The 26,036-nt window shown below is 48.0% G+C and carries 30 protein-coding genes; 25 read left to right on the plus strand and 5 right to left on the minus strand.

Annotation, left to right across the window (positions count from 1 at the left end; all coding sequences use genetic code 11):
* Positions 1-172 precede the first annotated feature (172 nt).
* The gene (locus S7335_RS02140) at positions 173-835 is read right to left on the minus strand and encodes a HEAT repeat domain-containing protein (protein WP_006456579.1); all 663 of its coding nucleotides are present in this window, start codon (positions 833-835) and stop codon (positions 173-175) included.
* A 211-nt stretch (positions 836-1,046) separates the two neighbouring features.
* Between S7335_RS02140 and S7335_RS02145 the strand changes: the two genes are divergently transcribed.
* The 12 genes from S7335_RS02145 to S7335_RS02200 all read left to right on the plus strand — a co-directional run bounded on the left by S7335_RS02145 (position 1,047) and on the right by S7335_RS02200 (position 10,053).
* Complete coding sequence (locus S7335_RS02145; protein ID WP_006454058.1) at positions 1,047-1,313, plus strand: hypothetical protein; 267 nt, start codon at positions 1,047-1,049, stop codon at positions 1,311-1,313.
* A 97-nt stretch (positions 1,314-1,410) separates the two neighbouring features.
* Entirely contained in the window at positions 1,411-2,409 is a 999-nt protein-coding gene (locus S7335_RS02150) for a HEAT repeat domain-containing protein (protein ID WP_006456344.1), read from the plus strand.
* A gap of 101 nt (positions 2,410-2,510) precedes the next feature.
* Positions 2,511-3,125, plus strand: coding sequence for a phycobilisome protein (locus S7335_RS02155; RefSeq protein ID WP_038015452.1), 615 nt, complete (start codon positions 2,511-2,513; stop codon positions 3,123-3,125).
* A gap of 55 nt (positions 3,126-3,180) precedes the next feature.
* Positions 3,181-3,867 carry an ankyrin repeat domain-containing protein gene (locus S7335_RS02160; RefSeq protein WP_006454079.1) on the plus strand — a complete coding sequence of 229 codons (687 nt, stop codon included), beginning with the start codon at positions 3,181-3,183 and terminating at the stop codon, positions 3,865-3,867.
* 248 nt (positions 3,868-4,115) lie between these two features.
* A complete protein-coding gene (locus S7335_RS02165; protein ID WP_006454137.1) occupies positions 4,116-4,997 on the plus strand; it encodes a phycobilisome linker polypeptide in 882 nt (293 codons plus the stop codon).
* Between the two features lie 158 nt (positions 4,998-5,155).
* Positions 5,156-5,899 (plus strand): phycobilisome rod-core linker polypeptide, encoded by a 744-nt coding sequence (locus S7335_RS02170; RefSeq protein ID WP_006455721.1) that lies wholly within the window; start codon positions 5,156-5,158, stop codon positions 5,897-5,899.
* A gap of 432 nt (positions 5,900-6,331) precedes the next feature.
* A complete protein-coding gene (locus tag S7335_RS02175; protein ID WP_006454285.1) occupies positions 6,332-7,093 on the plus strand; it encodes a phycobilisome rod-core linker polypeptide in 762 nt (253 codons plus the stop codon).
* Between the two features lie 119 nt (positions 7,094-7,212).
* On the plus strand, positions 7,213-7,527 hold the full coding sequence (locus S7335_RS26570; protein WP_006455925.1) for a phycobilisome linker polypeptide: 315 nt from the start codon (positions 7,213-7,215) through the stop codon (positions 7,525-7,527).
* A 106-nt stretch (positions 7,528-7,633) separates the two neighbouring features.
* Positions 7,634-8,164, plus strand: a complete 531-nt coding sequence (locus S7335_RS02185; RefSeq protein WP_006454483.1) for a phycobiliprotein lyase — start codon at positions 7,634-7,636, stop codon at positions 8,162-8,164.
* Positions 8,165-8,379: 215 nt separating this feature from the next.
* On the plus strand, positions 8,380-9,021 hold the full coding sequence (locus S7335_RS02190) for a chromophore lyase CpcT/CpeT (RefSeq protein WP_006455712.1): 642 nt from the start codon (positions 8,380-8,382) through the stop codon (positions 9,019-9,021).
* Positions 9,021-9,326: a hypothetical protein gene (locus tag S7335_RS02195; protein WP_006453829.1), complete on the plus strand. Its 306-nt coding sequence runs from the start codon at positions 9,021-9,023 to the stop codon at positions 9,324-9,326. The genes S7335_RS02190 and S7335_RS02195 overlap by 1 nt, the downstream gene beginning before the upstream one ends.
* A gap of 136 nt (positions 9,327-9,462) precedes the next feature.
* Positions 9,463-10,053 (plus strand): chromophore lyase CpcT/CpeT, encoded by a 591-nt coding sequence (locus S7335_RS02200; RefSeq protein WP_006454402.1) that lies wholly within the window; start codon positions 9,463-9,465, stop codon positions 10,051-10,053.
* Positions 10,054-10,072: 19 nt separating this feature from the next.
* Here the strand turns inward: S7335_RS02200 and S7335_RS02205 are convergent, their stop codons facing one another.
* Positions 10,073-10,675: a phycobiliprotein lyase gene (locus S7335_RS02205; RefSeq protein WP_038015456.1), complete on the minus strand. Its 603-nt coding sequence runs from the start codon at positions 10,673-10,675 to the stop codon at positions 10,073-10,075.
* A 558-nt stretch (positions 10,676-11,233) separates the two neighbouring features.
* Between S7335_RS02205 and S7335_RS02210 the strand changes: the two genes are divergently transcribed.
* The 4 genes from S7335_RS02210 to S7335_RS02225 all read left to right on the plus strand — a co-directional run bounded on the left by S7335_RS02210 (position 11,234) and on the right by S7335_RS02225 (position 15,962).
* On the plus strand, positions 11,234-11,416 hold the full coding sequence (locus S7335_RS02210; RefSeq protein WP_006456151.1) for an NblA/ycf18 family protein: 183 nt from the start codon (positions 11,234-11,236) through the stop codon (positions 11,414-11,416).
* A 309-nt stretch (positions 11,417-11,725) separates the two neighbouring features.
* Positions 11,726-12,865, plus strand: a complete 1,140-nt coding sequence (locus S7335_RS02215; RefSeq protein ID WP_227499934.1) for a bifunctional riboflavin kinase/FAD synthetase — start codon at positions 11,726-11,728, stop codon at positions 12,863-12,865.
* 181 nt (positions 12,866-13,046) lie between these two features.
* Positions 13,047-15,296 carry a PhoX family phosphatase gene (locus S7335_RS02220; RefSeq protein ID WP_006457150.1) on the plus strand — a complete coding sequence of 750 codons (2,250 nt, stop codon included), beginning with the start codon at positions 13,047-13,049 and terminating at the stop codon, positions 15,294-15,296.
* 30 nt (positions 15,297-15,326) lie between these two features.
* Positions 15,327-15,962, plus strand: coding sequence for a TenA family protein (locus S7335_RS02225; RefSeq protein ID WP_006453758.1), 636 nt, complete (start codon positions 15,327-15,329; stop codon positions 15,960-15,962).
* 3 nt (positions 15,963-15,965) lie between these two features.
* On the opposite strand, the gene S7335_RS02230 is transcribed toward S7335_RS02225, so the two are convergent.
* Entirely contained in the window at positions 15,966-16,253 is a 288-nt protein-coding gene (locus S7335_RS02230) for a hypothetical protein (RefSeq protein ID WP_006453804.1), read from the minus strand.
* 300 nt (positions 16,254-16,553) lie between these two features.
* Between S7335_RS02230 and S7335_RS02235 the strand changes: the two genes are divergently transcribed.
* Together S7335_RS02235 and smpB are read left to right on the plus strand one after the other, a co-directional pair.
* Entirely contained in the window at positions 16,554-16,832 is a 279-nt protein-coding gene (locus S7335_RS02235; protein WP_006454790.1) for a YciI family protein, read from the plus strand.
* A 55-nt stretch (positions 16,833-16,887) separates the two neighbouring features.
* Positions 16,888-17,379: an SsrA-binding protein SmpB gene (gene smpB / locus S7335_RS02240; RefSeq protein ID WP_006457343.1), complete on the plus strand. Its 492-nt coding sequence runs from the start codon at positions 16,888-16,890 to the stop codon at positions 17,377-17,379.
* Positions 17,380-17,436: 57 nt separating this feature from the next.
* Here the strand turns inward: smpB and S7335_RS02245 are convergent, their stop codons facing one another.
* On the minus strand, positions 17,437-19,053 hold the full coding sequence (locus S7335_RS02245) for a peptide ligase PGM1-related protein (RefSeq protein ID WP_006456894.1): 1,617 nt from the start codon (positions 19,051-19,053) through the stop codon (positions 17,437-17,439).
* Positions 19,054-19,282: 229 nt separating this feature from the next.
* Positions 19,283-20,125: an RNA polymerase sigma factor SigF gene (locus tag S7335_RS02250; RefSeq protein WP_369791671.1), complete on the minus strand. Its 843-nt coding sequence runs from the start codon at positions 20,123-20,125 to the stop codon at positions 19,283-19,285.
* Between the two features lie 437 nt (positions 20,126-20,562).
* On the opposite strand from S7335_RS02250, the gene S7335_RS02255 reads away from it, so the two are divergent.
* From S7335_RS02255 to S7335_RS02285, 7 genes are all read left to right on the plus strand, one after another.
* The gene (locus S7335_RS02255; protein WP_006453405.1) at positions 20,563-21,291 is read left to right on the plus strand and encodes a Bax inhibitor-1 family protein; all 729 of its coding nucleotides are present in this window, start codon (positions 20,563-20,565) and stop codon (positions 21,289-21,291) included.
* Positions 21,292-21,427: 136 nt separating this feature from the next.
* Positions 21,428-22,553, plus strand: a protein-coding gene (gene prfB, locus S7335_RS02260) for a peptide chain release factor 2 (protein ID WP_157620051.1) whose coding sequence is annotated in 2 segments (ribosomal slippage) — positions 21,428-21,502 and positions 21,504-22,553 — 1,125 coding nt in all. Because the reading frame shifts where the segments join, the coding sequence is not laid out codon by codon here.
* Between the two features lie 136 nt (positions 22,554-22,689).
* Positions 22,690-22,896, plus strand: a complete 207-nt coding sequence (locus S7335_RS02265) for a DUF3285 domain-containing protein (protein WP_006457622.1) — start codon at positions 22,690-22,692, stop codon at positions 22,894-22,896.
* A gap of 52 nt (positions 22,897-22,948) precedes the next feature.
* Positions 22,949-23,449: an rRNA maturation RNase YbeY gene (ybeY, locus tag S7335_RS02270; RefSeq protein WP_006456005.1), complete on the plus strand. Its 501-nt coding sequence runs from the start codon at positions 22,949-22,951 to the stop codon at positions 23,447-23,449.
* Between the two features lie 312 nt (positions 23,450-23,761).
* A complete protein-coding gene (locus S7335_RS02275; protein ID WP_006454550.1) occupies positions 23,762-24,394 on the plus strand; it encodes a diacylglycerol kinase family protein in 633 nt (210 codons plus the stop codon).
* A gap of 108 nt (positions 24,395-24,502) precedes the next feature.
* Positions 24,503-25,093: an aminodeoxychorismate/anthranilate synthase component II gene (locus tag S7335_RS02280; protein ID WP_006456834.1), complete on the plus strand. Its 591-nt coding sequence runs from the start codon at positions 24,503-24,505 to the stop codon at positions 25,091-25,093.
* Between the two features lie 128 nt (positions 25,094-25,221).
* Positions 25,222-25,995: an MBL fold metallo-hydrolase gene (locus S7335_RS02285; protein ID WP_006455813.1), complete on the plus strand. Its 774-nt coding sequence runs from the start codon at positions 25,222-25,224 to the stop codon at positions 25,993-25,995.
* Positions 25,996-26,036: the final 41 nt, after the last annotated feature.

A 26,036-nucleotide genomic window follows, 5' to 3' on the forward strand; every position in this document is an offset into this window, starting at 1 on the left:
GCTCAATACCAAACAAAATTTTACATTTATTCATCACTAATAGAGTAGCCAATTTGACGTTAAACGCTCATTCATCCAAAGGAAGACTTCGACTGGCCAGTAATTTCGATTAGCTAGTCGTACTTATCGAGCAGATGGTAGCTCTTTAGTTGAGCAATAGATGGGCAATAGATTAGTTGGGCACCAGTGCCTCTAAAGCAGCGGCAACAACTTTGTGATGCTTGTCCTGGCGTAGCTGAAGCAGGGTATCTTTCGCGGCGGGTTGAGTAAAGTGTCTAAGCGCGTTGGCAAGCGCTAAACGCGATCGCCAACTTTTGTTTTGTAGCGTCGGCAGTATTGCTTCTAGCGCCTTTTGCGACTGCGAAGTATCCGCCAGTAGTGCTAGCGCTGAAATGCCTGCTTGTGAAATCGTTTCGTCTTTATCTTCTAGAGCGATCATCGCAACTTCAAACAGCTCCTCAGGACAGTCCATCTCTGGCATGATCGCGAGAATGCTGCGACGAACTAGCCAATGATCATTTGTTTTAAACAACTCAACCAAGCAGTCAACCGAGCGCTTACCATACAGCCCTAGAGAGTTAGCAATTTCAGCTTTGACGTTTTGGTCGGGTTCAACTGGCAGCATCGCCAGCAAAGTGGTGTAGGCTGATTCGTTGCGTTTACGCCCTAACCCCATAGCCACAAAAGATCGAACTAAAAAAGCATTGTCCTGACGCTGCTTAATTAGCAGAGGAACAGCCTCATTAGCGTCGTAGTCTCTAAGTGCAACGAGTGCACGCAACCGTAGCTGAGAATCTTCGCTAGCAAGTAGAGTTTTGATTTCAGAAATTTCCATTGAAACGCGTAGGACAATTTGATTTAGGCTATTACCAAAGAAGGCTAGAAGGAACTGCTAGGAACTGCTACATCATTGTCTGTTAATCGCGTCGCTTGTTACGCATGGACGTTACGCCTAGATATGTAGATAGCTCTATGCTGCACCCTTACACCTTAGTTCACAAAAACATCAGTTCACAAAAACATCTTTAAAAGAGAGGTCATTTGCAGTGACGGAAAGCACCCCAACAAACGAACAAGCAGAAAAGTTGAAAAGCCCATCGGCCAAAGTCCCTTCAGAACATGAGGTGGCCGAGGTAATTGCGGAGTTAGAACAGTACAAAGCTCGCTTAATCGAAGACTTTACAGCCACTGCCAAGAAAGCTAAGTTGCCGAAGTCGATGACAATGTCGCAGTTGAAAAATCATCCTGAGATTCTGAAGATTGAAGCTTCGCTAGCGCAGTTGCGTGGAGAAGCAGTAGAGTCTAATCGCTAGCTCAAGCTGAGCTTAGTAAGTTCGCTTTTTGAAGTTCTAACAACAAAACTCTAACAACATCAGTCGTGGACTTCCGTCCAGCATTCTTTTATCAATTTTGACTAACCTCAACAGTCGAGAGCAACCCAATCGAGAACAGGCCAGTCAAGAGCGGGTCAAGGTAGCCTTGAGCGAGACTCAAAGACAGACAGACAAGCTCATTGCTTACGTCAATGAGCAGATTGAGCTGTTAGCGTTTGATGAGCCAGACCCACAGCTACTTCGGCAGATGGTTCAGGGATTAGGCGATCCTAGAAGATCGGTGCGGCTGCGTTTGATTAGTGCATTCGGTGAAATTGGAGAACCTGCAACGCCTTTTTTATTGGATGGGTTAGCGACTCATCAAGATCCGATGGTTCGTCGAGCCTGCTGTAACGCGATGACAAACCTTGGAGATGAGAGAGCGGTATTGGGGCTAGCAGCTGCTCTGATGCAAGATCAAGAAATGAGTGTGAAAAGCGCAGCAGCAGGAGCTTTGGCCAAGATTGGCGCGCCCGCATTTGAGGCGGTGCGTGACGTTTTAACCTCCACTGAGGCAGATGAAAGCTGCAAGGGACATGCGGCCTGGGCGATCGCAACTATGAGCGCAGAGGTTCGCAGCCAGCTATATGAAAGCCTCAGCGATCCTTCGCCGAACGTTAGAATTGCGGTAGTCGGGGCGATCGCTCAACTGGCCCAGACTCAACTAGCTCAAACCCAGCTTGCCCAAACTCAGCTAGCTCAAACTCAACTGGCTCAAGCTCAGATCGACCGACCAGAACAAGACAACCTGCTAATTCTAGTTGATGCATTGAAAGACGCCTGCGCGGATGTTCGGATCGAGGCGATCGCTCACCTTGCTCGGCTCAACTATCAACCTGCCTATCAGTCTTTACTAAGCTGTTTGCAAGATCCAGAAGCAGACGTTCGTAAGGCAGCTATCCTAGCACTAGGTAAGCTTAATATAGAAAAACCAGATGTCAGCAAGACCATCGAAAGAATTGCCCTACTACAGAAAGATCCATCCTTAGCTGTACAGCGAGTAGCAACCCTTGTACTCGAACAGCTTCAGACATAATCTTTAGGCATTAATCAGCATTAGAACATATGACCAAAGGCATTCTAGACTAAAGATCATTCTAGACTAGAGATTTAAATCAACAGTACACGCTAAGAACTATGAATGGACTAAGTGATCGAGCTAAGATGCTCATTCCGAAAGCAAGAATTATGAGCTTTGCCGGATGGACTGATGTTGATGCAAAGGCGATCGCATACTTCCAGACAGCGGACGACGAAAGCCGCTATCTCACAGACGAAGAGCTCAGCAAGATTGATTCTTTAACGAACCAGTCCGACCTAGCTCTAAGGGCAGTTGGGCTAAGCGCAACAGAAGTTGCCAGTACATTGCGATCACAAGCTCCTGATATCGTCGATGAAGCTAGAGCCGTTGTCCTCACCACCTTCCCTGACATTCTAGAGCCAGGCGGTGGCCTCTTCCCGCCTCAGCGCGCAGAAGCCTGCTGGCGAGACTTTTGGCAGTTTCTACGGTGCATCACCTACGGCATCGCCGGACAGCAGCATCACTACACGAGTACCGCTGGCTTAGCGGCGATGGAGCAGCTATACGAAGAAGTGCAGGTGCCCCTTCCAGCAATGGTTGCCGGTTTGATTGGCGTTAAGAGAGCAAGTCTAAGGCGATTTCCCATTGAAACCTACGCGGCTCTCTCGCCCTACTTCGATCATCTGATTGCCAGACTTTCGACGTTTGTAAAAGTAGAAGCTAAGGCGTAACTTTAGAAGACAGTTCTGAAAATCCCTAAAGTTCAATCAACTATTAAGCTTTGAAATGAGCCCTGAAGAAGCAATGATTCGCGCTTGCATTGCGGGCGATCGCACTAAGGTCGCTACTCTGCTCTCGAAAGGGGTCAACCCAGATGCCCACTGGCAAAGTAGCACTGGGTTGATGTGGTCGGCGATGGAGAACCACGCCGATATTGTTGATCTGCTCTTAAAGGTAGGAGCCGATGTCAATGCCCGTAATACTGCTGGTTACACTGCTTTGATGTATGCGGCTGAATCCGATCGGCGAGAGATCGTATTGACGCTGCTATCAAACGACACTACCGATATCACAGGTCGTAATACTTATGGTGAAACGGTGCTGATGATGCTAGCTCGCCACGGTCAAACCGATGTTGTAGAGCAGCTCATAAAACTTGGGGCAAACGTCGCTGCGACCAACAGAATTGGTGATACAGCGCTGTACTTAGCGGCCGACAATGGTCACGCCTATACAGTAGCTAGCCTGATTCGAGCAGGCGCGCAGGTGAATACATCGAATATTGGTGGCTGGACCCCGCTGATGATGGCTTCAGCCAGGGGCGATCTCGATACAATTGCACTATTGCTAGAGCACAACGCAGATGTGCGTCCTACTAACCGCTGGGGACAAACGGCCCTAAGTGAGGCTAAGAAATCTTTTCGTGCTGCCGATGCGATCGCTCTTCTAACAAAGGCTGGTGCTACCGAATAATTAGCTGTCAGCTAGCTGTTTGCAACGAAACATTACAAAAGAACCGACAATATCGATAGCCTTAAAGCCTTCTAGAGAATTCAGGCAGAAATTGCTATAACTCCCTACCCAAGCCACTCTTGACCTTTTTGGGTAGAAGAATACTGCCTGGCTTGCCATTTGTTTTGTTCATAAAACTTGACGAAGAGGGAGCCCCTTTACCCACAAAATGAGAATACGCAATCAACCATTACAAGGAGATAGCATCCATGTCTTTTGGCGCTTTCGGACCCGCATCGCGCTTAGGCGTCAGCCTTTTCGAAGAAACTCCCCCAGTGGAATGGGTTCCTGGTCTGTCATCTGAGGATTTAGAAGGAATTATCAGTACCGTCTACCGTCAGGTGTTAGGCAACGCTTACGTGATGGAAAGCGAGCGACTCTCCGTTCCTGAGTCTCAGTTTAAACTCGGTGAATTTAGCGTACGCGAGTTTGTTCGAGCAGTCGCCAAGTCGGATTTATACCGCTCTCGTTTCTTTGAAGGCTGCCCTCGCTATCGCTACACAGAGCTAAACTTCCGTCATCTGCTAGGCCGTGCGCCTAATGACTATGACGAAATGAAGGCTCATAGCAACATCCTAGATGCGGAAGGCTTTGAAGCTGATATTGATTCTTATATCGATAGCGACGAGTACCAAAATACCTTCGGTGAAAACATAGTGCCCTATATCCGCGGCTATCAGAGCACTGCTGCCGATACAATGGTCGGCTTTACTCACATGTTTGAGCTGGTTCGCGGTGCCTCTAGTAGCTCACTCAAAGGCAGCACTTCTGGTAAAGAACCTCGCTTGAACAAACTGGTAATCAACGCGATTCCAACTGCGGTCAAGGCGCCTTCAGGTGGCTCTGATGGCTGGGCGTTCAGCGAGCCACCAACGGCTGCGGCAACTCGTTCTGGGGCGACTGTGGGCGATCGCGGCAAGGTCTACCGCATCGAAGTTACCTCTATTCGTGCCAACACCGTACGCAAAGCGTCTTCTCGCTTCCGCAGAGCCAATCAGGTATACATTGTGCCTTATGAGAAGCTCTCTCAAGAATATCAGCGTATCCATAAAGCTGGCGGCGTTATTGCCAGCATCACTGAAGTTAGCTAACCGTGACGTTGAGGCGAGTAATTAAAGAGAAAACCTTTCTTTTTGACTACTCGCTTTTTTTTCGTGCGATCGCCTAAAAATTCCATCTTTGCTGCCCTTAAAACGCTGCTGTTGACTGCTTTTATTCCCCTTTCATTAAACATACTTAGGAGACCCCCATGTCAGATGCGTATACTTATGAACTTTGGCCCACTAGCACCAAAGAAGAGATCGAGACGATCATTCGTGCTGTTTACAAACAGGTTCTAGGTAATCCTCACGTAATGGAGAGCGAACGCCTGACTACCGCAGAATCACAACTATTCGACAAATCTATGACTGTGCGCGAATTCGTCCGCGCCGTTGCTAAATCGGACTTCTACAAGTCTCGCTACTTCGAGAATTGTGGTCCTTACCGCTCTACCGAGCTAAACTTCCAACACATTCTGGGTCGCGCCCCCGAATCTCAAGCAGAAACTTCCGAACACATTCGCCGCTGCGCTGAAGAAGGCTTTGATGCTGATATCGATTCCTATGTTGACAGCGAGGAATATCAGCAGGCTTTTGGCGAAAACATTGTTCCTTTTCAGCGTGACAAAAGTGAAGTTGGTCGCAAGCAAGTGGTCTACAATCGCAACTTCGCTGTTAATCGCGGTCCGGCTCAAGTCAGCAGCGCCGTCACCGATTCTCAGCTGGTGTACGCCGTTGCTACTAACAGTCCCAACAAGATCACCACAGCTAGAGCAACGCCGGGTTCTGTTACCGAGAAGCGCTTCAAAATTAAAACAACAGGCGCTAAGTTTGACCGGCCTCGTCGCGTCAGCATAGACGAATACATCGTTTCTGCCACTAAGATGACGCCTCAAATTCAACGCATCCAGCGTAGCGGTGCCAAGATTGTCAGCATCACTGAAATTAAGTAGCTGCTAACAAAACTAGGCATTTCAAGGCGACTGTTTGATACTTCAGCGTCTAAAAGCACGTCCGCAAAAGAGCTAAAAGCAGAGCAAAAATAGCCGAAGGAGATTACCCTTTTTCTATGAGAGTACTCTTCTAAATTGCTGTTGACCGCTGAGCTTCTAGCTCTTTTTCTATAGCTTTCACCACTTAGCTCTACACATTTTCTAAGGCTGAAACCCTTGATGCATGAAGCGCTAAATGGTCAGCAATGACCGTAGGCTTTGCCTTCTCGCAGAGTATGCATCCGGCCATTGCTATATCTTGAAATCCATAGTGTTAAGTTGCTTGTAGAACTTAAACATTTTCTCATTTACGGATCCAGCATCCGGTTAGCTGATATTAAGAGCCGTGCGGTATACGGCTTTGCACTTCATGCCATTACCGGAGAAACCGTTATGTCGATTTGGGTAACAAGTCCAGAACCTGTTGAGCTGCGTTCAAATGCCTCAGAAGATGATCTGGAGACTATCATTCAAGCCGCGTACAAGCAGGTGCTGGGCAATCACCACATTATGGAAAGCCAGCGTTTAGAAAGTGCCGAATCACTTTTACGTAACGGAGATATCACCGTTCGCGGATTTGTACGCGCCGTCGCCAAGTCTGACCTATATCGCAGCTTGTTCTTTGAAGCCTCTTCCGCCTACACCTTTATCGAAAAGAACTTTCAAAATCTACTAGGCCGTGCGCCTGAAGATCAAAGCGAAATTTCTGCCCATACCGCTATCTATTCAACCAGGGGGTATGAAGGTGAAATCGATTCCTATCTTGACAGTGACGAATATTGGCAAAACTTTGGCGGAAACACAGTCCCTTTCTTGCGCGGCCAAAACACCGAAATGGGGATGAAAAACGTCCGCTACAACCGAACGCTAGTCCTAGCAGGGGGCAACGCTTCGAACAAATCTGGTAGCAAATCTAGGCTCACTAGCGATCTTGCCTCTAACCTCTCGACCAAAATCAGAGCGCCCAAAGGCATCGGTCTAGGGAAAACTGGCCGAAACGGTCGCTTCCGAATTATAGTCTCAGGGGCCAACACTGGCGGCAGCCGTACCCCACGCAGCAGTGCCACCTACGAGATTGGCTACAACCAGCTACAGAATAAGATCCGCACCATTCAAAGGTTCGGCGGCAAAATTCTCAGCATTGAGCCTGTATAGGTCTTTTTGAATGTCTTTTTGAATATAGAGCTACGGCTAGAAAGTATTGGAATCATTAAACACTAGCGGTAGCTTTCATTTTATCGTCTGTCTTTATTCGAACAAGTGGAGATGAAAACATGACTGGTATGAAAGTTCCCGTCAGTTCTAGCGTCAGCAGCTACGACAGTCGCACAGTCACCATTGAGGTCACAGGTGTCCGTCAGCAGTCAGTCCTAAAGACCGGAAGTTATCAGGTGCATGTGCCCTACGGCCAAATGTCCCAAGCCTTGCAGACCATCCACAAACAGGGCGGCAAAGTAGCCTCTGTTCAGCTGATGAACAACCCACCCGCTACCGCAACCCAGATAGAATCCGACAGCGCCGCTGACATCGACGATTCGGGAGCTAACACTGAGCCCGAAGCCAAAAAACCGAAACACAAGCGCGGTTAGAAGCTAGCATTAGCCTTTAACCTGTTAATAGGGCCAAAGTCGTATTAGTCCCTACGCCTTTGACCCTTATTTAGCGTCAGGACTGCTGCTTTGACACAGTTGAAATATGGACATAGACACCTTTGTAGCGCGATCTTTGGGTCAGTGGAAATCACAGCGTAGCGCTCACCATCTGGCCTTTGCCCATTTTGAAGAGATCCGCTCGATGATTAATATCGAAGGATTAGAGAAAGGCGCTCCAGCAGTGATTGCGCTGTGTGAGAGTCAGGGCGTTGACCCTAAGAAAATTGCCACGCCATTCAAGATGAGCTGGGAAGGTGAAACAGACTGGAATGAAGACGATGTCTTGGCTGGGCAAACGATTCTAGTACCGGTGCCAAACCTAGATGGGACTAATAGCGGTCAGCTCCTACGTGATCAAGGCTATGCCGAAACGATTCCAGCAGCTGGTCGCTATGTGATTCATCCAGATGAAACTTTTGTGCTAACTACTGGCTATGATCGCGCCGCTGCTGAAGAAAAAATTTGGTTTGCCAACGACAACCTTCGCTTTCGAGTCTCCCTGATCAAAACTAGCAACGGCAAAGGCGTTACTACCGCCTCCCTCTCTTCAGAAGTTCGGATCTCTACGAGCTAGCTATTACAAGGTAGCTATTAAAACATAACTGGCTATCAAAGAGAGCACCAGGAGAAGGGTTCGTCGATAGTAATCATTTCCTCTTTTTTCCTCAAAGCCCATAATTTATTCGGCTTTCACTTTGACTATTCTTTTGCACATTTCTTCGACTTTCTGATCGACCCCTACGCTTAGCTAGTTGTCTTCGATTCTGCCTTCCACTTCAGTTCTCTGCTATGACTGCGCCTATGGCCGTTCCTAACTCAATAAGTTCAGATCTAGTCACGCTATCGACTTGGATGGCCGGAGACTTCAGCAACTTCAAACAGGCCGACGCTGCGCTGACTGATTTTGCCCACATCCGTATATTCTTTCGCCCACTGCCTTATGAGTTCTTTGAAACATTAGGCCTTCCAGGAGGCATAGGATTCTATTCCGAGCAGGTTTACGATTACGATCTTTGGAGTCCTTACCGTCAGGGCCTACATCGTGTTGTCCCCAAAGAGGATCATATCTACATCGAAAACTATGGCTTTCAAGACGGCGTGCCTTACGCCGGGGCGGGCCACAACGCAGACATCTTGAAGACCATTCCAGCTAGCTGCGCGCTGCGACGGAAGGGATGCTCAATGGTCTTTCACCGGGAGGGCGAGATGTTCGTTGGCGGTGTAGAAGCTGGAAACAACTGTCGGATTCCTAGGAAAGGAAGGTGGACTTATCTAGTAAGCCGAGTAGAGTTGACTGACAGCACTTGGGTCAGCCTTGATCAGGGTATGGATATAGAAACCAACGAACACGTGTGGGGCTCAACGGAAGGAGCGCTGAGATTTGAGAAACGAGAAAGCTTCGCTGATGAACTTCCACTAGGGCGTTTGTAATGCTACCGCCTTCCGCTTCCAAAAAGATGAAGGCTTGGATTCGCAGCCGCCACTTAATTTGTTCAGGCAATTTCTTTATCTTCGAAACGGTTGAGGCGTCAACGGTCGATAAGTTTGAAGCCTGCGTAGAAGCCTTGGGAGGTACTCTAATTTCGGTGGAGCCGCTGAAGAAAATTTGGATTGGGACGCATCGCCGGGTGGTGCTGTATCGCGCCAAAGCTAGTCTGCATACACCGCATCACGATCTCAATCAGTACTGGATCAAATACGGCAGCTTTCGAACTCGCTTCGATGAAAGACAATAAAAGGTTTGAGCAATGGTTGCAAGCAAGGGGGAGGTCCGAACGTTACAACGTTGAACATAGCCAATGAAGACGTCGTTCATATTAAAGTGAAACAGTAGGCCTTAAAGGCGCCTAATTATTAATTTCTTTCAACATCATGACCCACTCTACCGACGTGGCAACCCTAACCCAGTGGATGGCCGCAGAGTTTAGTAACCAGGAACAAGCGTTTGAAAATCCGCCCTTCTTCGCTCACATTAAAGTCTGTATGCGGCCGCTGCCTAAGAGTTTTCAACCAGGAGTAAGCCTTTACCTAGAACAGGCTTACAGCTTTCAATTAGATAAACCATACCGGGTGCGGGTACTACACTTTATTCAGCGCGAAGATGATGTGCTGCTAGAGAACTACAAGGTCAAAGACGAAGAAAAATTTTATGGCGCAGCTCGCGACCTTGAGAAACTAGCAACTCTGAGCGTAGATGATTTAGAGCCGATGATGGGGTGCGATATCTTCGTAGAATGGACTGGTGATAGCTTTCGTGGCAAAGTCGAACCTGGCAAGAAGTGCAGCGTTATTCGTAAGGGAGCAACGACTTATCTTGATAACGAATTCATCGTCACTGAAAGCCATATGACGAGTTATGACAGAGGGCGCGATCCTGAAACAGACGAACTGGTTTGGGGTTCAGTCGCAGGTCCGTTCGAGTTTGATAAGGTAGCTCGCTTTGCTCACGAAGTCCAGATATAGAAATCGAGATATAAAAGTACTACCAGCCGAAGACAGAATACTGTGAGCCAACTGCAAACGCTTCGCGAGCGATCGCATCATCTTTGTCTTGCTCAAGAATTGTTTCCACGCGCGATTCGGCGCAGAAAGAGGCGGTGCTAAGCCCGCCAAATCTTTTGACCACACTGGTACGTATACGCAAGTCTGGATTGGGAAACCAGAAGCGCTCAATCGAACTCATCGTCTCATATTCAGTGATTAATACCAGTCCGTTCTCGTTGTCCATCTCAAAGCGGCCGATCACCGGCACAATCTCAGCATAACCGCGCTCTCTAAGTAAGTTTCCTTTTTGGGGATCGTCAGCATCAGGCACTAGTGCGAAAACCGTAGAACCCTTGTGGTTCTCACCCTCTTTATCCCAAGCCATCTCGCCATCCCACTCTACATAAGCGCCACCTACCGCGCTAGCAGGATCGACGTCATGGATTTTGCAGATTTCAATGACCTTTTCGTTGTCTGCGGGTAGCGCCTCCACAGAGATATTAGAGCCGCCTAGCTCGGCGCGTCGAAAGGGTAAGTGGTGAGTCGTACGTTGAGACTGCCATTGTCCAGCACTCTGCTGAAAGAACTCCATCACGTTCATAAGGACGATTGACCTTCGTAGTTCTAGAAATACTATCCATTAATATAGCGCTCTCAGGTTCAAGGCTGAGCCAAAGCAACTACTGATCCTATCTCTTCTATCTTATGGACAGGTAGATCAATACATAGAACTAGACTTCTGGATGAACACATCCCCTAAGCCAGATATTTAACATAAGTACATGATCGACAAACCGGTTGCCTTGAAGAAATATCGGCAAATCTACTGATAGATTCCTTAGAATTCAAGGTTCTTAGCTTGCCTTCATCCGGGTAATCTGCATACGACCAAAGGCTGAAAAGTGGCCATAGAATCTAAGAAGTTAATTTAAGTAACTCTTGCTACCGAATCTATTTACAATTTGACGATAATGTGCGACGAGGTTAGAATTTCACTAATCAAGTTCGGTTAGAGCCCCTAGCCATTTGATTAGGTTCAAAACACCTTCTAATCTGTCGATTTGCTAATTGAGTTTTATCTTTATGACCAAACTCAATAGCTTGTTCAAGGATCTCAATCAGGTAGATCTATTTAACCTTCTGAGGAGAAGTAATCGTTATGAGTACATCAAGTGACGCTATGCCAGGCAGCCTTAGTATGGAACAGCAGTTCAAGCTTAAGGTTGTCAAAGATCAAGTTAAAGGCTTGAGTTTAGAGCAAGCACAGGAGTACGTCGTAGAAGTCATGCGGCAAATGATGGTGAAAGACAATCTCGTCAAGCACTTATTGAAGAATGCCTAGAGCGGTTTTTTGATTTTCGATTCAGATTTCCCACTTTATTGCGTGAAACAGCTAAATACATGAGCCGAATTGGTCTTCGTGGCTGGTTCGGCTTTTTTAATCGTTTGGTTTTTGGCAATCCGGGTTTTGGCAATCTTTAGGTGCCATAGAGATGATTTCGACGAACGGTAGCGTAACAACTGATAAGCACTAATAGCAGTTACTGATCGCCTCTTTGGAAAGCTCCACAAACGTAGAGTCGTGTATTCCCCTACTCGTTGCACTGTCTTCGCATAGCGCTTTAAGCTGATACGCTATAGCGCAAGTAAAGTGAACACCATAGCTCCTGCAACAGCGCTAATGGTCTGTCTATATGTCAGAATGTTAAGCGTGTGGATAACGTCTTCTCTTGAATCGGCAAAGGTGCCGACAAATATTGCGCTCGGAAACTTCGACGGCGTGCATCTAGGCCATCGGCAGGTAATGGCTGGGATTTTGGGTGATGACACTTCTCTAGCTGCGATGCGATCGCTAACTCCCCAGTCAGTATCAGCCTTACACAAGAGCATCACCCATCAGAACAGCCCTTGGACTGAGCCGACCAGTATCATCACTTCAACCGAGACTAGCTTTCAAGCACCGAAGAGCGGCCCCTTAGCAACGGTCGTTACCTTCAAGCCCCATCCTCAAGAATATTTCTCGGGCATTTCGAGGCCGCTACTTACCCCAATCGCCGAGAAGATCTGGCAGCTCTCCCAGCTAGGGATTAAACAGCTAGTGCTGCTACCTTTCAATCAAGCACTTTCTGAGCTGAGCCCAGAGGATTTTGTAGAACAGATCCTAGTCGAAGGCCTAAACGCACAGCGAATTAGTGTAGGCAATGATTTTCGCTTCGGTAAAGGGCGTAGCGGCAGCGCGGATGGACTGCGGGCGATCGCAGCTAGCCATAACATCCCGGTCACACAGGTCTCGCTGAAGTATGAACAAGGCGATCGAATCAGCAGTTCTCGCATCCGCGAAGCGCTACAGAATGGCCATCCAGAGACTGCCGCTCGGCTACTCGGACGTCCATATACGCTCACAGGCAAAGTTGTAAAAGGAAAGCAGCTCGGTAGGACCATCGGGTTCCCGACAGCTAATTTAAAGGTGCCTAGCAATAAATACTTGCCTCGTACCGGCGTTTACAGCGTTCGGGTTTATGGTGTCTCTAGCACTAATAGGTCTGGTGCTACTAGTAAGAACGACCGGGTACTAAATGGCGTGATGAATGTGGGTAATCGGCCTACCGTCAACGGGCAGTCACTGAGTATCGAGGTACATCTACTCGACTGGGAAGGAGATCTCTATGGCCAGCTGTTGACCGTGAGCCTAGAAGGATTTGTACGAGCAGAAAAGAAATTTGAGTCGATAGAGCAGCTAAAGGGACAGATTGCTACGGATTGTAATGTGGCGATCGCGGCGCTGAAGTAAGACAAATCTACATCCTGTTTGGCCGAACCCATTTCGAAACCTATTTCAAATGAGCTAAGTGTAATGACTAACCGCTGTAGATCGTGCCCAGAAATTATATAGACGCTGTTTATCTGCTCTTAACCTGACGCATCTAATATTCTTGCTTGAACTATTCAACAGTCTGAATACGGATATCGTTATGAGCATAAAGCGTCGACAACTTTTGCTATTTCTTGGAGCAGCCGCAGGTACCACAGCCCTAAAACCGGTCGGTCTTCTACCTAGCAAAGCCGCAACATCAGGCGCTCTAGAGACGTCATTAGATAGCGCGATCGCCTTATCCTCTACAGCATCGTTTCAGCCGCTTAAAAGTCCGATGCCCTACGACGCGATTAATATTAGCGCCGAGCGGCAGCCAGCTGAGTACGCTCAATATGAGATTCAAGACGATATCATTCTTCCCGATGGCTATACCTACGATGTGATTGCGGCTTGGGGCGATCCAATCGGAGACTCACGGTTTGGCTACAACAACGACTATCTATCTTTTGTATCAACCGGACCCAACGAGGGTTACCTGACTATCAACTTTGAATACATCAGCAGTGATACTTGGGCAGAAACGTATGCTGCTGTTATTGGCGAATCGCTGCCGTTTGCAGAAGTCAAACAGGCGTTGGATAGTTTTGAAGATGGAGAAGTTGACGCCTTTGCACTTGTCGAAGGCGATCCATTGAAAGATGGAATCGTAAAAATATCAAAGGAAGCCTTATTAGACCAGGGATTAGGCGTTATTTTTGTGCAGCGTAGCCCAGAGGGAAAGTGGTCGAAGGTCCCTCATGAGAGCGAACGACGAATTTCTGGAATTTCAGGTCTAGAAGACGGTAAATACTTGCAGGCTACAGGCCCGGCGATCGCAGTCTTTAATAAAACGGAAGTTGAAGGCTATACCGATGGCCTAGGCGATCAGATTATTGGCACTTTTGGCAACTGCTCAGGTGGTACTACACCTTGGGGGACAGTACTGAGCGCCGAAGAAAATATTCAATCGCAGGTTCCCGAAGCCGTCTACAGCGACGGGTCATCATTCGAGCCTAGCCAAAAAGCGTTCGCCGCTGACTTTGATGGACAGGGCAACGTATTTGGACTTTCCTGTAACAAATACGGCTGGATTGTCGAAGTCGATCCAAGCGATCCGACTGATTTTGGGACTAAGCATACTTGGATAGGTCGCTATCGACACGAGGCAGTAGGCGTTCGCGCAGAAGCTGGAAAGCGATTAGCGTTTTATTCAGGGTGCGATCGCAGAGGCGGACATCTCTACAAATTCATCAGCACCAAAGCAGTTCAAGACCCGACTGACAAGACGAACTCTCAACTACTCAACGACGGCATGCTCTACGCCGCTATTTTCAATCCCGACGGTACTGGCAGTTGGCTGTCGCTTTCTCCTGATACGCCTGTCAATCCGGTTCTACCTAGCAGCGTAGTCGGTGGCATGGTAACGTTGCCGATTCGCCCAGAAGGTGGATTTGGTCAGGTTGAAGAAGATGCGATCGCCCAGCAGCTAGCAGCAGACTTCGCGACCCTAGGCGATCTCTACGAAGGCGCCACCCTTGAAGAAAAGCAAGGCGCCATCTTAATTGATGCTCACTTTGCTGCCAATGCGGCTGGCGCCACCGCAACTGCTCGCCCTGAAGATACCGACATTGCACCAGACGGCACCCTATTTATCGCCTTTACCTCCGGATCGGCCGGCGGAGATGGCGGTCCAGATAAAGCTATCTTTGTCGGTCCCGATGGCGAACCTGACTATGAAACTGGTTGGATTATGAAGCTGATTGAAACCGATAACGATCCAGCCGCGCTGACCTTTAGTTGGGAAATGATAGCGACTGGGGGCGAACCTACAGATGGCGGCATTGGCTTCGCTAATCCAGACAACCTAGAATTCGATAGCCAGGGAAATCTTTGGGTGGTCACCGACATGTCGACTAGCACCCACAACAACCCAGTTCCAGCCGGCCGTAAAGACGAATCAGGTGAACCTATCGTCGGCCCTGGCCTGCTTGGCATCTATGGCAATAACTCCCTTTGGAAGATTCCGCTCGCGAGTAATGCTGCTGGCGCCGCCGCCGAAGAGAAGGCTGGCGAGGCCAAGATGTTTGCCTATGGACCGATGGAATGCGAGCTAACAGGGCCTTTCTTCACTGAAGATAGCAGCACGCTGTTTATAGCCGCGCAGCATCCTGGAGAACGCCACGGCATTCGCAAAAACATGGCCACAGAAGTTCGCGACTTTGAAATGAAAACGACTGGTGGCCAGACCTTTATACAGCAGCGAGCAGTGCCCATCGGCTCCAACTGGCCAATCGGTACTGAAAACGCACCGCCAAAACCTGCGGTTGTTGCAATTCGTAGCTTAGAAGCAGGAGCTAGCATTGTTTAATAGCGATCGCTGTTTTTCTACCCCGCTGTGATGTCCCTTTCCCAAACCCTCTGGCAGGCTAATCAGGACTTAGCCGCAGCTTCCCTTAATCATCCGTTCGTGCAGGGAATCGGCGACGGCTCTCTACCAAAAGAAAAGTTTGCCTACTACGTAGGTCAAGATGCCTTCTTTTTAGAAGCCTTCGCTAGGGCTTACAGCATTGCCGCTGCCAAAGCACCGGACTGGAAAAGCTTTCAAACTTTCCATAGTTTGGCCGATGGCGTCTTACAAGAACTTAATTTGCACCAAAGCTATGCTCAATCTTGGAACGTAGACATCAAATCTGTAGAGCCCGGTAGCACCACCCGGCAGTACACAGATTTTCTACTGTCGACAGCTTGGGCTCAATCTATCGGGATTACGGCTGTAGCGATGTCCCCTTGTATGCGGCTATATGCACACATAGGCCAGCAACTAGCCGATCAGCAGATAGCAAAAAGCGGTGATCCTACCCACGATTACCAGGATTGGATCACCACCTATAGTAGTGACGATTTTGAACCCTTAGCCAAACAGCTGGAGTCTCTTGTCGATCAGTATTCTCCAGATTCTTCACTCACTCGCTCTACCTATCGGTACGCAATGGTCTGTGAGCGAGACTTTTTTCAAGCTGCCTGGCAGCAGTAAAGCCTATTTCTCAACGTACATCTCAGGCTCAATGGCAAAGTTGTTCAAGCGACCAGAATCGTCGACAACATAGCCATCAGTAGTCTTGAGATCAGAATCAGCTTCGCTAGCTTCCGCATTAGCGATATCTTGCTTGTTGCCTTCTACATCGCCTCCGGGCATTGACTTAGTTCCCTCTGGCTGGACGGCATCACCTACTGGCTGCGACACTTGTACAGCCCACTGATCACCTGCTGCGCCCTTACCAGGTTCAGCGCTTGTCTTGATATTTTCGTTTTCATTAGCCGCCATTTACTAGGCTCCATTTGCTTATCTGTGACATGTTCAAATGTAAAGCTAAAAAATCTATTCACAGGTCTGTCGACAGGTGAATATTTGCCCAGCCTTCACCCTCTCGATAGAGCGAAATCCACGAAGCAAAATCCATAGAGCAAAATCCATGAAGCATGATCTATAGAGCGAAGTCAGATAATAGCAAGGTAAAGCGGTATCCTTACTTTGCTAGTCAGTTTAGCCGTTCTTACTAGAGGCTTTTTGAACTAATCACTGTCCCGTTCAACCTGACAAACGCAATAGCAGGGAGAAATAAACATGGCATGGTTTGTCAAGATAGAAAGGGGAATCGTCAACAAACCTAGATTTGATCAGTTTGTGGGGGCTCACGTAGCCTATGTCAAAGGCCTGATCTCGGATGGGCACCAGGCCAAGAGTGGCTATTGGGCAGAGCGCGGTGGTGGCATGCTTATTTTTACGGCTGAATCAATGATGCAGGCAAAGGCAATTGTTGAGGCCGACCCGCTTATTGCCAACAACTGTGTAGAATACGAACTTCACGAGTGGTGCCTTGTTGCCCAGCCCAATCCAAACTAACAAAGCCCACCAAACTAACAAAGCCAACCTGAGAGCGCCAAACTGATAAAGACCTATGGCCAAACCTGATAACAAAACGAGTAAAGGTGGCGGCGTCAAAGTCATTGCTGATAACCGTCAGGCTCGTTACCAATACGAAATTTTAGATACTTACGAAGCGGGTATTGTGCTGACTGGTACAGAGGTCAAGTCTATCCGTGAAGGGAAAGTGAATTTGCGCGACGGATTTGCTAACGTCAAGCGCGGAGAAGTATGGCTACACAACGTACATATCTCTCCTCACAGTATGACGAACCTAGCCTACAATCACGAGCCGCGCCGCGTTCGTAAGCTGCTATTACATAGACAAGAAATTCGTAAGCTGATTGGTCAGGTAGAACAGAAAGGTCTGACGTTAGTTCCTCTCAAAATGTATTTAAAAGGCGGCAAAGTCAAAGTGAGTTTTGCACTTGGCAGAGGTAAAAAGCTGCACGATAAACGCGACAGCCTGAAGAAGAAGCAAGACAAGCGCGACATGGCTAGAGCGATGAAGTCAGCGAACCAATAGATGCTGTAGGGCCAGGTACTGTAGGACTAGATGCTGTAGGACTTTGCAAAAAAGACTTCAAATTTCCTGAGTTGCCCGGTCAATTGTGGCGACGACCTGCTCATATATCTCTTCAGCCGCTTGGGGAGTATTGCCAATACAGGTTAAGCCCAATTTTCCGTGCTCACTCAAGCAGCCCATCAGATGAAACACAACGCCTTCACCGTCGATAGAGCTAAAGTGTAGTTGCTCGCCCATGATGATGTCCATCAGATCATTCGGCAAAAGCCCTTTATAAGCATCCTTTTGCAGATTGTCTGAAGCCCGGTAGTATTTAGCCTGACCGTTCTTGGTGTAGAACTTACCATCCGATGCGTCGTAAGTACCATTGGTCAGCAGCTTTAGCGCCATAAAGGGATGAGTCGTTCCCCCTTTTCTTAGGTTTATTTCGATGGCTTGAATGTTCCAAGGTTGCGCTTTGCTGTCCGGCTGATGAACGGCGATAAAGTCCACGCTGTAGCGTTCGAGTGCTCCTTTGGCAGCCAAATTTTCACCTACTTTTCGGCCCATTTCTTGAAGCGCTATCCGGTAAGCATCATCTGCAGGGAAAGTGCAGCCTAGGAAGATTTGGCCGTCAGGTCCGCCGAGGACTTGATCGTGGGTAGAGAGAATTTCGACTTCGCCTTTTGGAGTAACCCGCCCCTGCACACTAGGAGAATATTTTTCTTCGCCTTCTACAAAGGCTTCGGCGATCGCCCCTAACTCCGCTATCTTACGAGCAAAAGACATCCAGTTCTCACTATCACACTGAAAGCCTAGATTTGGCCAAGCCGCCTCGATTGCCGCCGCTCGCTCCTCATGAGTTGCCTGTCCAGGAGCCACGGCGGCCAGCTCAGTCAAGCTAAACAGCGCATTTCCCTCCCCTGAAAATCCCTCGTTTAGCTTGATCACGATCCGTTTTAGCTCAGGGTGGCGCTCCCACAGCTTGGCAGCGTCCTTTGCCAACGTAGTCACACTATGGGTTAGCTCACTCCCGTCCGGCAACGGAATGCCGCACTCCGCAAAAATTTGACGACTGCCACCTTTCGTTCCCCAATAGAGTAAATCTGGATCGACTGCTAGCAAAGGCAGATCTAACCTCAAAGACAGTTCTCGCTCATATTCGGTGGAGTTGTAGCAGGTCATGTAGGCTTGATCGCCGCGTAGCTTATCCTTAATGCGGCGGATCAGACGAGGGCGATCAAGAATTTTTTGGGTAAGTGGTCGCAATGAAGAGTCGTAGGTTGAAAATAGATCTAGGCGATCGCGCGCGTGAGAACTCGGGATACCCGGTAATAGTTCTAAGTAGTAATCAACAATGCTGGGATGTAGTGGCTGAGAGGTCACGTAGATCAGCCGAGTCTCAGGATTACGCAGCCGGATCAAAGCAAATAGCAAACGCTCTTCATAATGATGAACGCCTTTGACTTTTTTTAGCTCAGCTTGATCAAGGCTAAGAGAAGGCACCACCAAAATCTGCCGAGGTTGTCGATCGAACGCATCGATCGACTGCCAGCGATTCGCTAGCTGAGACTGTAAATAGTGGAAGCGGTCTCGGTCGATAGGCTTTCCATCTGAAGACTTTCCATCTGAAGGCTTTCCATCTGACATTCGATTTTCCTTAGATAGTCCCACCACAGCTTCAACACTACTCATCGCTGACTTCCTAGCCCACCCGACACTCACCTACAAAGCTTAATATGCTCCTGTCAGCCCTTGGGCTCCTAGAAAACAAATAGACAAAAAAAATCGACGCGCTCAACCATTGACCACATCGATTCTGTTTACTTAGGAGATTTGATAACTGTGTAGCGTTAATGCCTTAGAGATAGCGTTAATGCCTTAGAGATTAAATAACTGTGTAGCGTTAAATTCAAAAGATTAACTAGGAATCGCCCTGCAGATCCTGCTGCGGCTGAAGATAAGCAATCATCTGTTCTACACCCCGCTGAATGCGCCGTGTTACTGTCATCGGACTCACGCCGATCCGCTCGGCAACTTCCTTACGAGAAAGCCCTTTGAAGAAGACAAACTCAATAGCAGAGCGAGTTTTCTCTTCTAGCTGACTCATCGCTCTTTGAATCTGCTGCCGGTCCTCTTCTAGAATTTGTGTTAACTGGTAGTGAACATCAGGCAAAGTATCACCGAGTGTGATGCTCGAATCAATCTGATGACAGACCGTTGCATCTAGACTTAAAGGCATCCGGTTTTTGTTCGCCAGCTTGACTTGACGCCATTCTTGAACAGAAACCGTCAGCGCTTCAGCCATCTCAATATCCGAAGGTTGACGACCGTAGCGGCGAATCAGCTCTGACTGACGTTTTTGACCTTCTTTTTGCAAGTCCTGCCAACGGCGGGGAATCTTGACTGTAGTGCCGCGATCGCGCAGGAAATGGAGCATCTCACCGCGAATATAGGGAACAGCAAACGAGCTGAAAGCACAGCCCTGACCTGGATCAAACCGTTCAATAGAACGGATCAGACCGATATAGCCAATTTGCTCAAGATCTTCATAGGGCTCAGCGCACTGGTGACTGACCCGATGCGCAATCTTACGAACTAGACCCGCATTGAGCCTAACTAACTGATTACGAAGCTTAACCGAACGATCTACCTTGTATTGCATGAGTAGTTCCATGCCACGAGATCGAAGTTGTGCAGATTTGGAAGAAGCCATATTTAATGCAGTCGAGACTGCGTTGAAGCGTGCTGCGTGAATTAGATTCATTCTCTAGAAGCCCTTCATTTCAAACCATCGTTGAAACACGGTAGTCGAGTAGATCCTTAACAGCGGCCATAAGCGAATACACGCATTTTCCTGAGAACTGGGATTTTCGGTTAACGGCGTAGTCTTGAGTTAGCAGTCGTTCCAGGCGCTTAAAAATTAATCTGCGAATAATTCGCTGATGTTTCGATTTATGTACGAGCGTTGCTAGGTTTCTCCATCACCTTTGTGAACGCTGCTTCGAGTCCCACAGTAATACGGAGATAGTTTGTTTTTTAGATCGTCACTAGTAGCGACAACTACGGTGTTATTGCTCGATAAAACAGTCGATACGACTAGGAAGAAATCCGTAATCGCCAGATTTTGAGTAATTCAGTACACTCTGTATATAGAAAATCTAGATCCCAAAGACCTAGATTGAAACCTTACAAAAGACCTCTATGAGCAATACCAGTAACTTTCGTCAGGCTATTCGTGAGGCCCAAAGTCAATCGATAGTGGGTCCTAACGTCATTGCGAACGCTTTGCCCTACGTTGGTGGCGGCCTAATCTTGACGGCAGCCGGAACCTTTGGCGGCCTCAACGTCCTTCGAACAAACCCCGGTTTGTTCATGCCTACTTTCTTTGTGGCAATCGTGGCAGAGCTTATTCTGTTTTTTGTTGCCCGCAGCGTAGCGATGAAAGGGAACAACGGCGTTGCCCTACCGCTACTGGCCACTTACAGTCTGCTCTCCGGATATACGCTTAGCGGGTTAGTCTCTCTAGCGCTGCAAAGTAGTGGAGTGGGTATCCAAGGTGTCGGCTTTGCAGCCCTAGCTTGTGGGCTCACCTTCATTGCGGCTCGGCCGATCGGATCTAACCTGTCTGAAGAAGACGGGATGGCACTGACTAAAACCGTCCAGCTTGGCATCATGGCTTTGCTAGTTGTGATTGTTGGTCAGTTTGTCTTTAGCTTTTTTGGTGTCTATGCACCTAATTTTCTAGAGATTGCTATTTCAGCGATTGGCGTCTTGCTATTTGTAGGCGCAGCGGTGGTCGACTTTTTCGTGCTGCCCCGTACCTACAGCGATGACCAAGCGATCCCTGCAGCCCTATCGATGTACCTGACATACATCAACCTGTTTGTCTTTATTCTCAGACTGTTGATCGCAATCAACGGCAGAGATTAAACTATCGAAGCTGTCCTCTCATTCTTGTCTTTCATCCGCCTTAATGGACAAAGCATTCTTTAAAAAATGCTCAGAGCTGCGTTTTTAGGCGAGGTTGGTAGGCAAGGATGAGGATTCGAGTCAATGGCTTTTCTATATGTTTGATACTCTCACTCTCAAGCGGGAGCTAGAAACGCTCTCTGAGCGCCTGGGCAAAGCTCAGGAATATCTTTGACATTCCCGCTTTGAATGCAAAAATTAAAGACTTAGAACAACTGTCTGCACAGCCAGATTTCTGGGACGAGCAAGAAAGTGCCCAAAAGTCTCTTCAAGAATTAAATGACTATAAAGCCAACCTTGATCAAGTAGAAGGTTGGTCTACTAGCCTAGAGGATTCCGAAGCAATCCTAGAACTGCTAGATCTAGAGCAAGATGAGTCACTCCTTTTAGAAGCTGAGTCAACTGTGAATAGGCTGAGTAAGGAGCTAGATCAGTGGGAGCTACAGCAGCTACTCTCTGGGCCATACGACAAGGCAGGTGCTGTCCTAACCATCAATGCGGGTGCGGGCGGGACCGATGCTCAAGATTGGTCCGAAATGCTGCTGCGCATGTATACCCGTTGGAGCGAACAAAATGGCTATCAGTTTAAGCTAATCGAAAAGTCGGAAGGGGATGAGGCTGGGCTGAAATCGGTCACTATGGAAGTTTATGGTCGCTACGCCTACGGCTATCTCAAAGGCGAGAAGGGAACCCATCGACTGGTGAGAATTTCGCCTTTTAATGCAAATGGGAAACGGCAAACGAGTTTTGCGGGCGTAGAGGTGATGCCGATTCTAGATCAAAAGGTGGAGTTGGACATTCCAGATAAGGATCTAGAAATCAAGACATCGCGATCAGGCGGCGCTGGGGGACAGAACGTTAACAAGGTGGAGACAGCAGTGCGAATTACGCATTTGCCCACAAGCATTTCGGTTCGCTGTACTCAAGAGCGATCGCAGCTCCAAAACAAGGAAAAGGCAATGGCGCTGCTGACCTCAAAGCTGCTAGTCATTGCGCAAGAGCAGCGAACTCAGGCGATCGCAGATATCCGTGGCGATATGGTAGAGGCGGCCTGGGGTAATCAAATTCGCAACTACGTTTTCCACCCCTATCAAATGGTCAAAGATCTGCGTACCAGCGTTGAAACCACTGCGGTTGACGATGTCATGAATGGTGATCTTGAAGCGTTCATCCAGGCCTACCTGCACCAGGAAAACCAGCTCATATTAGAAACAACTGTCTGAGCTCGAAGGAAAACCAGCTCTTTTCGAGCGCAGTATAATTGCTGAATAAATATCACTGCCTAGTAGAAAGGCAAAAGAAAGAAAAACACGAGAAAAATCCCAGCATCCAGAATTTATCCACTACCAAAGCGCCAATATGAGTACCGAAAAGCCAGCCGTTGCAGCACCTGCAGATCAGCACTCAACCCTAGAAAATTCCCTACTAAACGAACCTGCTCCTAGCTTTATCAAGCTGGCGATGCGTAACATGGTTAAAAAAGGAGGAACATCGCTCTATCACTTCTTCCTCTCCTTTATCGGACTATTAGGACTTTTTGTGGGCTTAGCCTATCTCACTCGCTAGTGTCTTCTTGCCTAAAGATATATCAGGTGCGAGTTCGCTAGAGGTGGGCTGAATGACGAAACAAACGCTCCAGGTCGAAGCTTTTGTAGACGGCAGTGCTTTGGATAGGGTGACCGAAGAGACGGGTATTGCAAACGAGCAATACATCATGTGGTTTAAGACCTGGCTGGCTGATCTTGACCCGAAGATTTCGCCGATTGGGGCTTATGAAGTCAGTTTACGACTGACCTCTGATGCAGAAATTCAACAGCTTAATAGCGATTTTCGACAGCAGGAAAAACCAACCGACGTGCTTTCTTTTGCTGCGCTAGAAACAGAGATCCCGCAGTTACAGAACGTCTATCAGCAACAGCCAGTCTATCTGGGCGATATTATTGTCTCAATAGAAACCGCCTCCCGTCAGGCAGTTGAGAATCGACACTCTCTAGAAAGGGAACTTGCTTGGCTTTGCGCTCATGGACTACTCCACCTGTTAGGCTGGGACCATCCAAACGAGGATAGACTCACGCAGATGCTTGATCGCCAAGCCCTTTTGCTGAATCTAATCTTCTAAGCTAGATTTTGCTAAATATCATTGGCTAAACATCAAAAGATTGTAGGTTTCTAGGCTGGTTTTGGTAGATTGTCTTGAAGTCGCTCAAAAGCTTTGTTGAAAGTGAGAAAGCCGTCAAAAAACTATCTATTAAAATCTAATAAAAAACCGTATATGTAATGCTTCCTATGTAAAGTGGCTGACAAATTGGCTGACAGCGAAGATGATTAAGTTATGTTGATCTAAAACCTGGGCAACGTTAAATCGTCAGATTACTATTGTTTTCCCTCATCTATCTCAATCTACATAGACGCTAGCCGACCCCATATATTTATGTTCTCTAGTGATAGCCAGCGCTTCCAAAACGGTGCCACTCCTCCTACGGAGTATCGCAGCAACCATTTGGAGAGCGCTACTCCCTCTCACCCCAGCCTGACGACTCATGTGGAATCCACTTCAGCAGATGTCCAACCGCTTCGATCACAACAGGCTGATACAGACCAGATCAACACCAAAAGTATAGAAACCGATAAGGGAGACCTTGACAAAATAGAAATAGCTAAGCGGGCCCAGTCTTGGCAAGTCGCTCCTGACCTTTTTACTAGCTTCCGATACGCTTGGGCAGGCATTACTTACGCCTTCCAAACCCAGCGGAATTTCAGAGTTCATAGTGGTATCGGTGTCCTAGCCATCATTCTCTGTTGGACACTTAAAGTTAGCAATCTAGAAGTGGCTGTTGTCTGCCTAACGATTGGCGCGGTCTTAGTCATGGAAATTCTTAACACTGCCTTAGAATCTTTAGTCGATCTGACGGTGGGGCAGGCCTATCATGACCTTGCTAAAATCGCTAAGGATTGCGCTGCTGGGGCTGTCTTGATGTCGGCAATCGTTGCCTTGGCGATCGCTGTTCTTATTTTTGCACCACCGCTTTGGGCTCTTCTAGCTCCTTCTGCTCTCTCGATTTAGCTATCTTTAGTCCGGCTCTATTCGACTACGCTTTGATTATGCTTTGTCTGACTGCATCGATGATCCAATATATAGACAGGCGAATAGATAGACAGCCGCACTAACCTTATGATCCTTGTTATAGATAACTACGATAGCTTCACTTATAATCTGGTTCAATATCTTGGTGAGCTTGGACAAAATCTAGGCATTGCTCGTGAGATAGAAGTTTTCCGCAACGACCAAATCACGATAGAAGAAATCTCCGCTAAGCAGCCAGACGGTATCGTCATCTCACCAGGTCCAGGAACACCAGACGATGCCGGCATTTCCTTACAGATTATTGAGCAGCTAGGGCCCACTCTACCTATTCTAGGCGTTTGCTTAGGACATCAAAGTATTGGTCAGGTTTACGGCGGTAAGGTCGTTAGCGCACCAGAGCTGATGCACGGCAAGACCTCCCCTGTTCGCCACAACAGTACGGGTGTCTTTGCAGGGTTGGCCGACCCACTTACGGCTACTCGCTACCATAGCCTTGTTATTGATCCAGCCACCTGCCCAGCAGTCCTAGAAGTCACTGCTTGGGTAGAAGATGGGACCATTATGGGAATCCGCCACCGCGACTATCCGCATATTCAAGGCGTACAGTTCCATCCAGAAAGCGTCTTGACAGAATCGGGCAAAGATCTACTGAAAAATTTCTTGAAAGACCTCACCTAGCACTCGAGGCCTATCCGCCCTGACAAACTGTCCTAATTCCTTAGTGCATCTAGGCACCCCATACGGCAGGATAAAAGAATAGTGATCGAAGAACAGCGATCAAAGAACAGTGTGGAAGATTGATAGAAATGATGAATCGACGAAATCTCTTAAAGTACGCAGGCGCAGGGTTTCTAGGTACTGTTGGGTTAGGTCTTACTTCGAAGTATCAATCTTCTTATGCACAAACTGGCCCGCTAACGATTACAGCGCTTGGACACACTGCCTTTTTGTTTACTGGCAGTGGTAAGCGGATACTAGTCAATCCATTCAAAGCCATTGGTTGTACAGCGGGATATGCTGAGCCCAAAGTAGCCGCTGATGTCGTGCTTACTAGCAGTCGAATGTTTGACGAAGGTTTTGTGAACAGTACCTACGACAACACACAGCTACTCGAAGAACCCGGAGACTACACGGTTGGTGTCCTAGAAGTGCAGGGTGTGAGTATGCCCCACGATCGAATCGGCGGCAGGCGATTTGGCACTAATGTCGCTTGGGCGTGGAATCAGTCGGGTATTAATGTCGTACATCTAGGGGGTGCGGCTGCGCCGATAGCGATCGAAGATAGGATTCTGCTGGGTCGCCCGGACATATTGCTATTGCCTGTCGGCGGTGGGCCAAAAGCTTATGGACCAGAAGAAGCGGTTGAGGCAGTGCGATCGCTTAATCCCAAGATCGTTATTCCGACCCACTACCGCACTCAGGCAGCCGATGCGGACGCTTGCGATATCGTTGGTGTAGAAGACTTTATCGATCTAATGCCAGACGTACCGGTTACTAGAGGAGACAACACGTTTTCAATCAGTCCCAGCGCGCTACCTAGTAGCGGTATGCGAATCGAAGTTTTGAGCTATGCTTTTTAAAGTTTGCTTAACACTTTAGAACTTTAGAAGAACGCTTTAGC

The organism is Synechococcus sp. PCC 7335, from assembly GCF_000155595.1.
Taxonomy (GTDB): Bacteria; Cyanobacteriota; Cyanobacteriia; order Phormidesmidales; family Phormidesmidaceae; genus Phormidesmis.

Excerpts from the sequence above, each read along its gene's own strand:
- S7335_RS02175 (WP_006454285.1), top strand. The coding sequence starts at position 6,332 with ATGTCGATTTGGGTAACAAGTCCAGAACCTGTTGAGCTGCGTTCAAAT.
- S7335_RS02190 (WP_006455712.1), top strand. The coding sequence starts at position 8,380 with ATGACTGCGCCTATGGCCGTTCCTAACTCAATAAGTTCAGATCTAGTC.
- S7335_RS02285 (WP_006455813.1), top strand. The coding sequence starts at position 25,222 with ATGATGAATCGACGAAATCTCTTAAAGTACGCAGGCGCAGGGTTTCTA.
- S7335_RS02200 (WP_006454402.1), top strand. The coding sequence starts at position 9,463 with ATGACCCACTCTACCGACGTGGCAACCCTAACCCAGTGGATGGCCGCA.
- S7335_RS02255 (WP_006453405.1), top strand. The coding sequence starts at position 20,563 with ATGAGCAATACCAGTAACTTTCGTCAGGCTATTCGTGAGGCCCAAAGT.
- S7335_RS02210 (WP_006456151.1), top strand. The coding sequence starts at position 11,234 with ATGAGTACATCAAGTGACGCTATGCCAGGCAGCCTTAGTATGGAACAG.
- S7335_RS02235 (WP_006454790.1), top strand. The coding sequence starts at position 16,554 with ATGGCATGGTTTGTCAAGATAGAAAGGGGAATCGTCAACAAACCTAGA.
- S7335_RS02265 (WP_006457622.1), top strand. The coding sequence starts at position 22,690 with ATGAGTACCGAAAAGCCAGCCGTTGCAGCACCTGCAGATCAGCACTCA.
- S7335_RS02245 (WP_006456894.1), bottom strand. The coding sequence starts at position 19,053 with ATGAGTAGTGTTGAAGCTGTGGTGGGACTATCTAAGGAAAATCGAATG.
- S7335_RS02160 (WP_006454079.1), top strand. The coding sequence starts at position 3,181 with ATGAGCCCTGAAGAAGCAATGATTCGCGCTTGCATTGCGGGCGATCGC.
- S7335_RS02185 (WP_006454483.1), top strand. The coding sequence starts at position 7,634 with ATGGACATAGACACCTTTGTAGCGCGATCTTTGGGTCAGTGGAAATCA.
- S7335_RS26570 (WP_006455925.1), top strand. The coding sequence starts at position 7,213 with ATGACTGGTATGAAAGTTCCCGTCAGTTCTAGCGTCAGCAGCTACGAC.
- S7335_RS02250 (WP_369791671.1), bottom strand. The coding sequence starts at position 20,125 with ATGAATCTAATTCACGCAGCACGCTTCAACGCAGTCTCGACTGCATTA.
- S7335_RS02195 (WP_006453829.1), top strand. The coding sequence starts at position 9,021 with ATGCTACCGCCTTCCGCTTCCAAAAAGATGAAGGCTTGGATTCGCAGC.
- S7335_RS02205 (WP_038015456.1), bottom strand. The coding sequence starts at position 10,675 with ATGAACGTGATGGAGTTCTTTCAGCAGAGTGCTGGACAATGGCAGTCT.
- S7335_RS02225 (WP_006453758.1), top strand. The coding sequence starts at position 15,327 with ATGTCCCTTTCCCAAACCCTCTGGCAGGCTAATCAGGACTTAGCCGCA.
- S7335_RS02140 (WP_006456579.1), bottom strand. The coding sequence starts at position 835 with ATGGAAATTTCTGAAATCAAAACTCTACTTGCTAGCGAAGATTCTCAG.
- smpB (WP_006457343.1), top strand. The coding sequence starts at position 16,888 with ATGGCCAAACCTGATAACAAAACGAGTAAAGGTGGCGGCGTCAAAGTC.
- S7335_RS02275 (WP_006454550.1), top strand. The coding sequence starts at position 23,762 with ATGTTCTCTAGTGATAGCCAGCGCTTCCAAAACGGTGCCACTCCTCCT.
- S7335_RS02155 (WP_038015452.1), top strand. The coding sequence starts at position 2,511 with ATGAATGGACTAAGTGATCGAGCTAAGATGCTCATTCCGAAAGCAAGA.
- S7335_RS02170 (WP_006455721.1), top strand. The coding sequence starts at position 5,156 with ATGTCAGATGCGTATACTTATGAACTTTGGCCCACTAGCACCAAAGAA.
- ybeY (WP_006456005.1), top strand. The coding sequence starts at position 22,949 with ATGACGAAACAAACGCTCCAGGTCGAAGCTTTTGTAGACGGCAGTGCT.
- S7335_RS02220 (WP_006457150.1), top strand. The coding sequence starts at position 13,047 with ATGAGCATAAAGCGTCGACAACTTTTGCTATTTCTTGGAGCAGCCGCA.
- S7335_RS02165 (WP_006454137.1), top strand. The coding sequence starts at position 4,116 with ATGTCTTTTGGCGCTTTCGGACCCGCATCGCGCTTAGGCGTCAGCCTT.
- S7335_RS02280 (WP_006456834.1), top strand. The coding sequence starts at position 24,503 with ATGATCCTTGTTATAGATAACTACGATAGCTTCACTTATAATCTGGTT.
- S7335_RS02230 (WP_006453804.1), bottom strand. The coding sequence starts at position 16,253 with ATGGCGGCTAATGAAAACGAAAATATCAAGACAAGCGCTGAACCTGGT.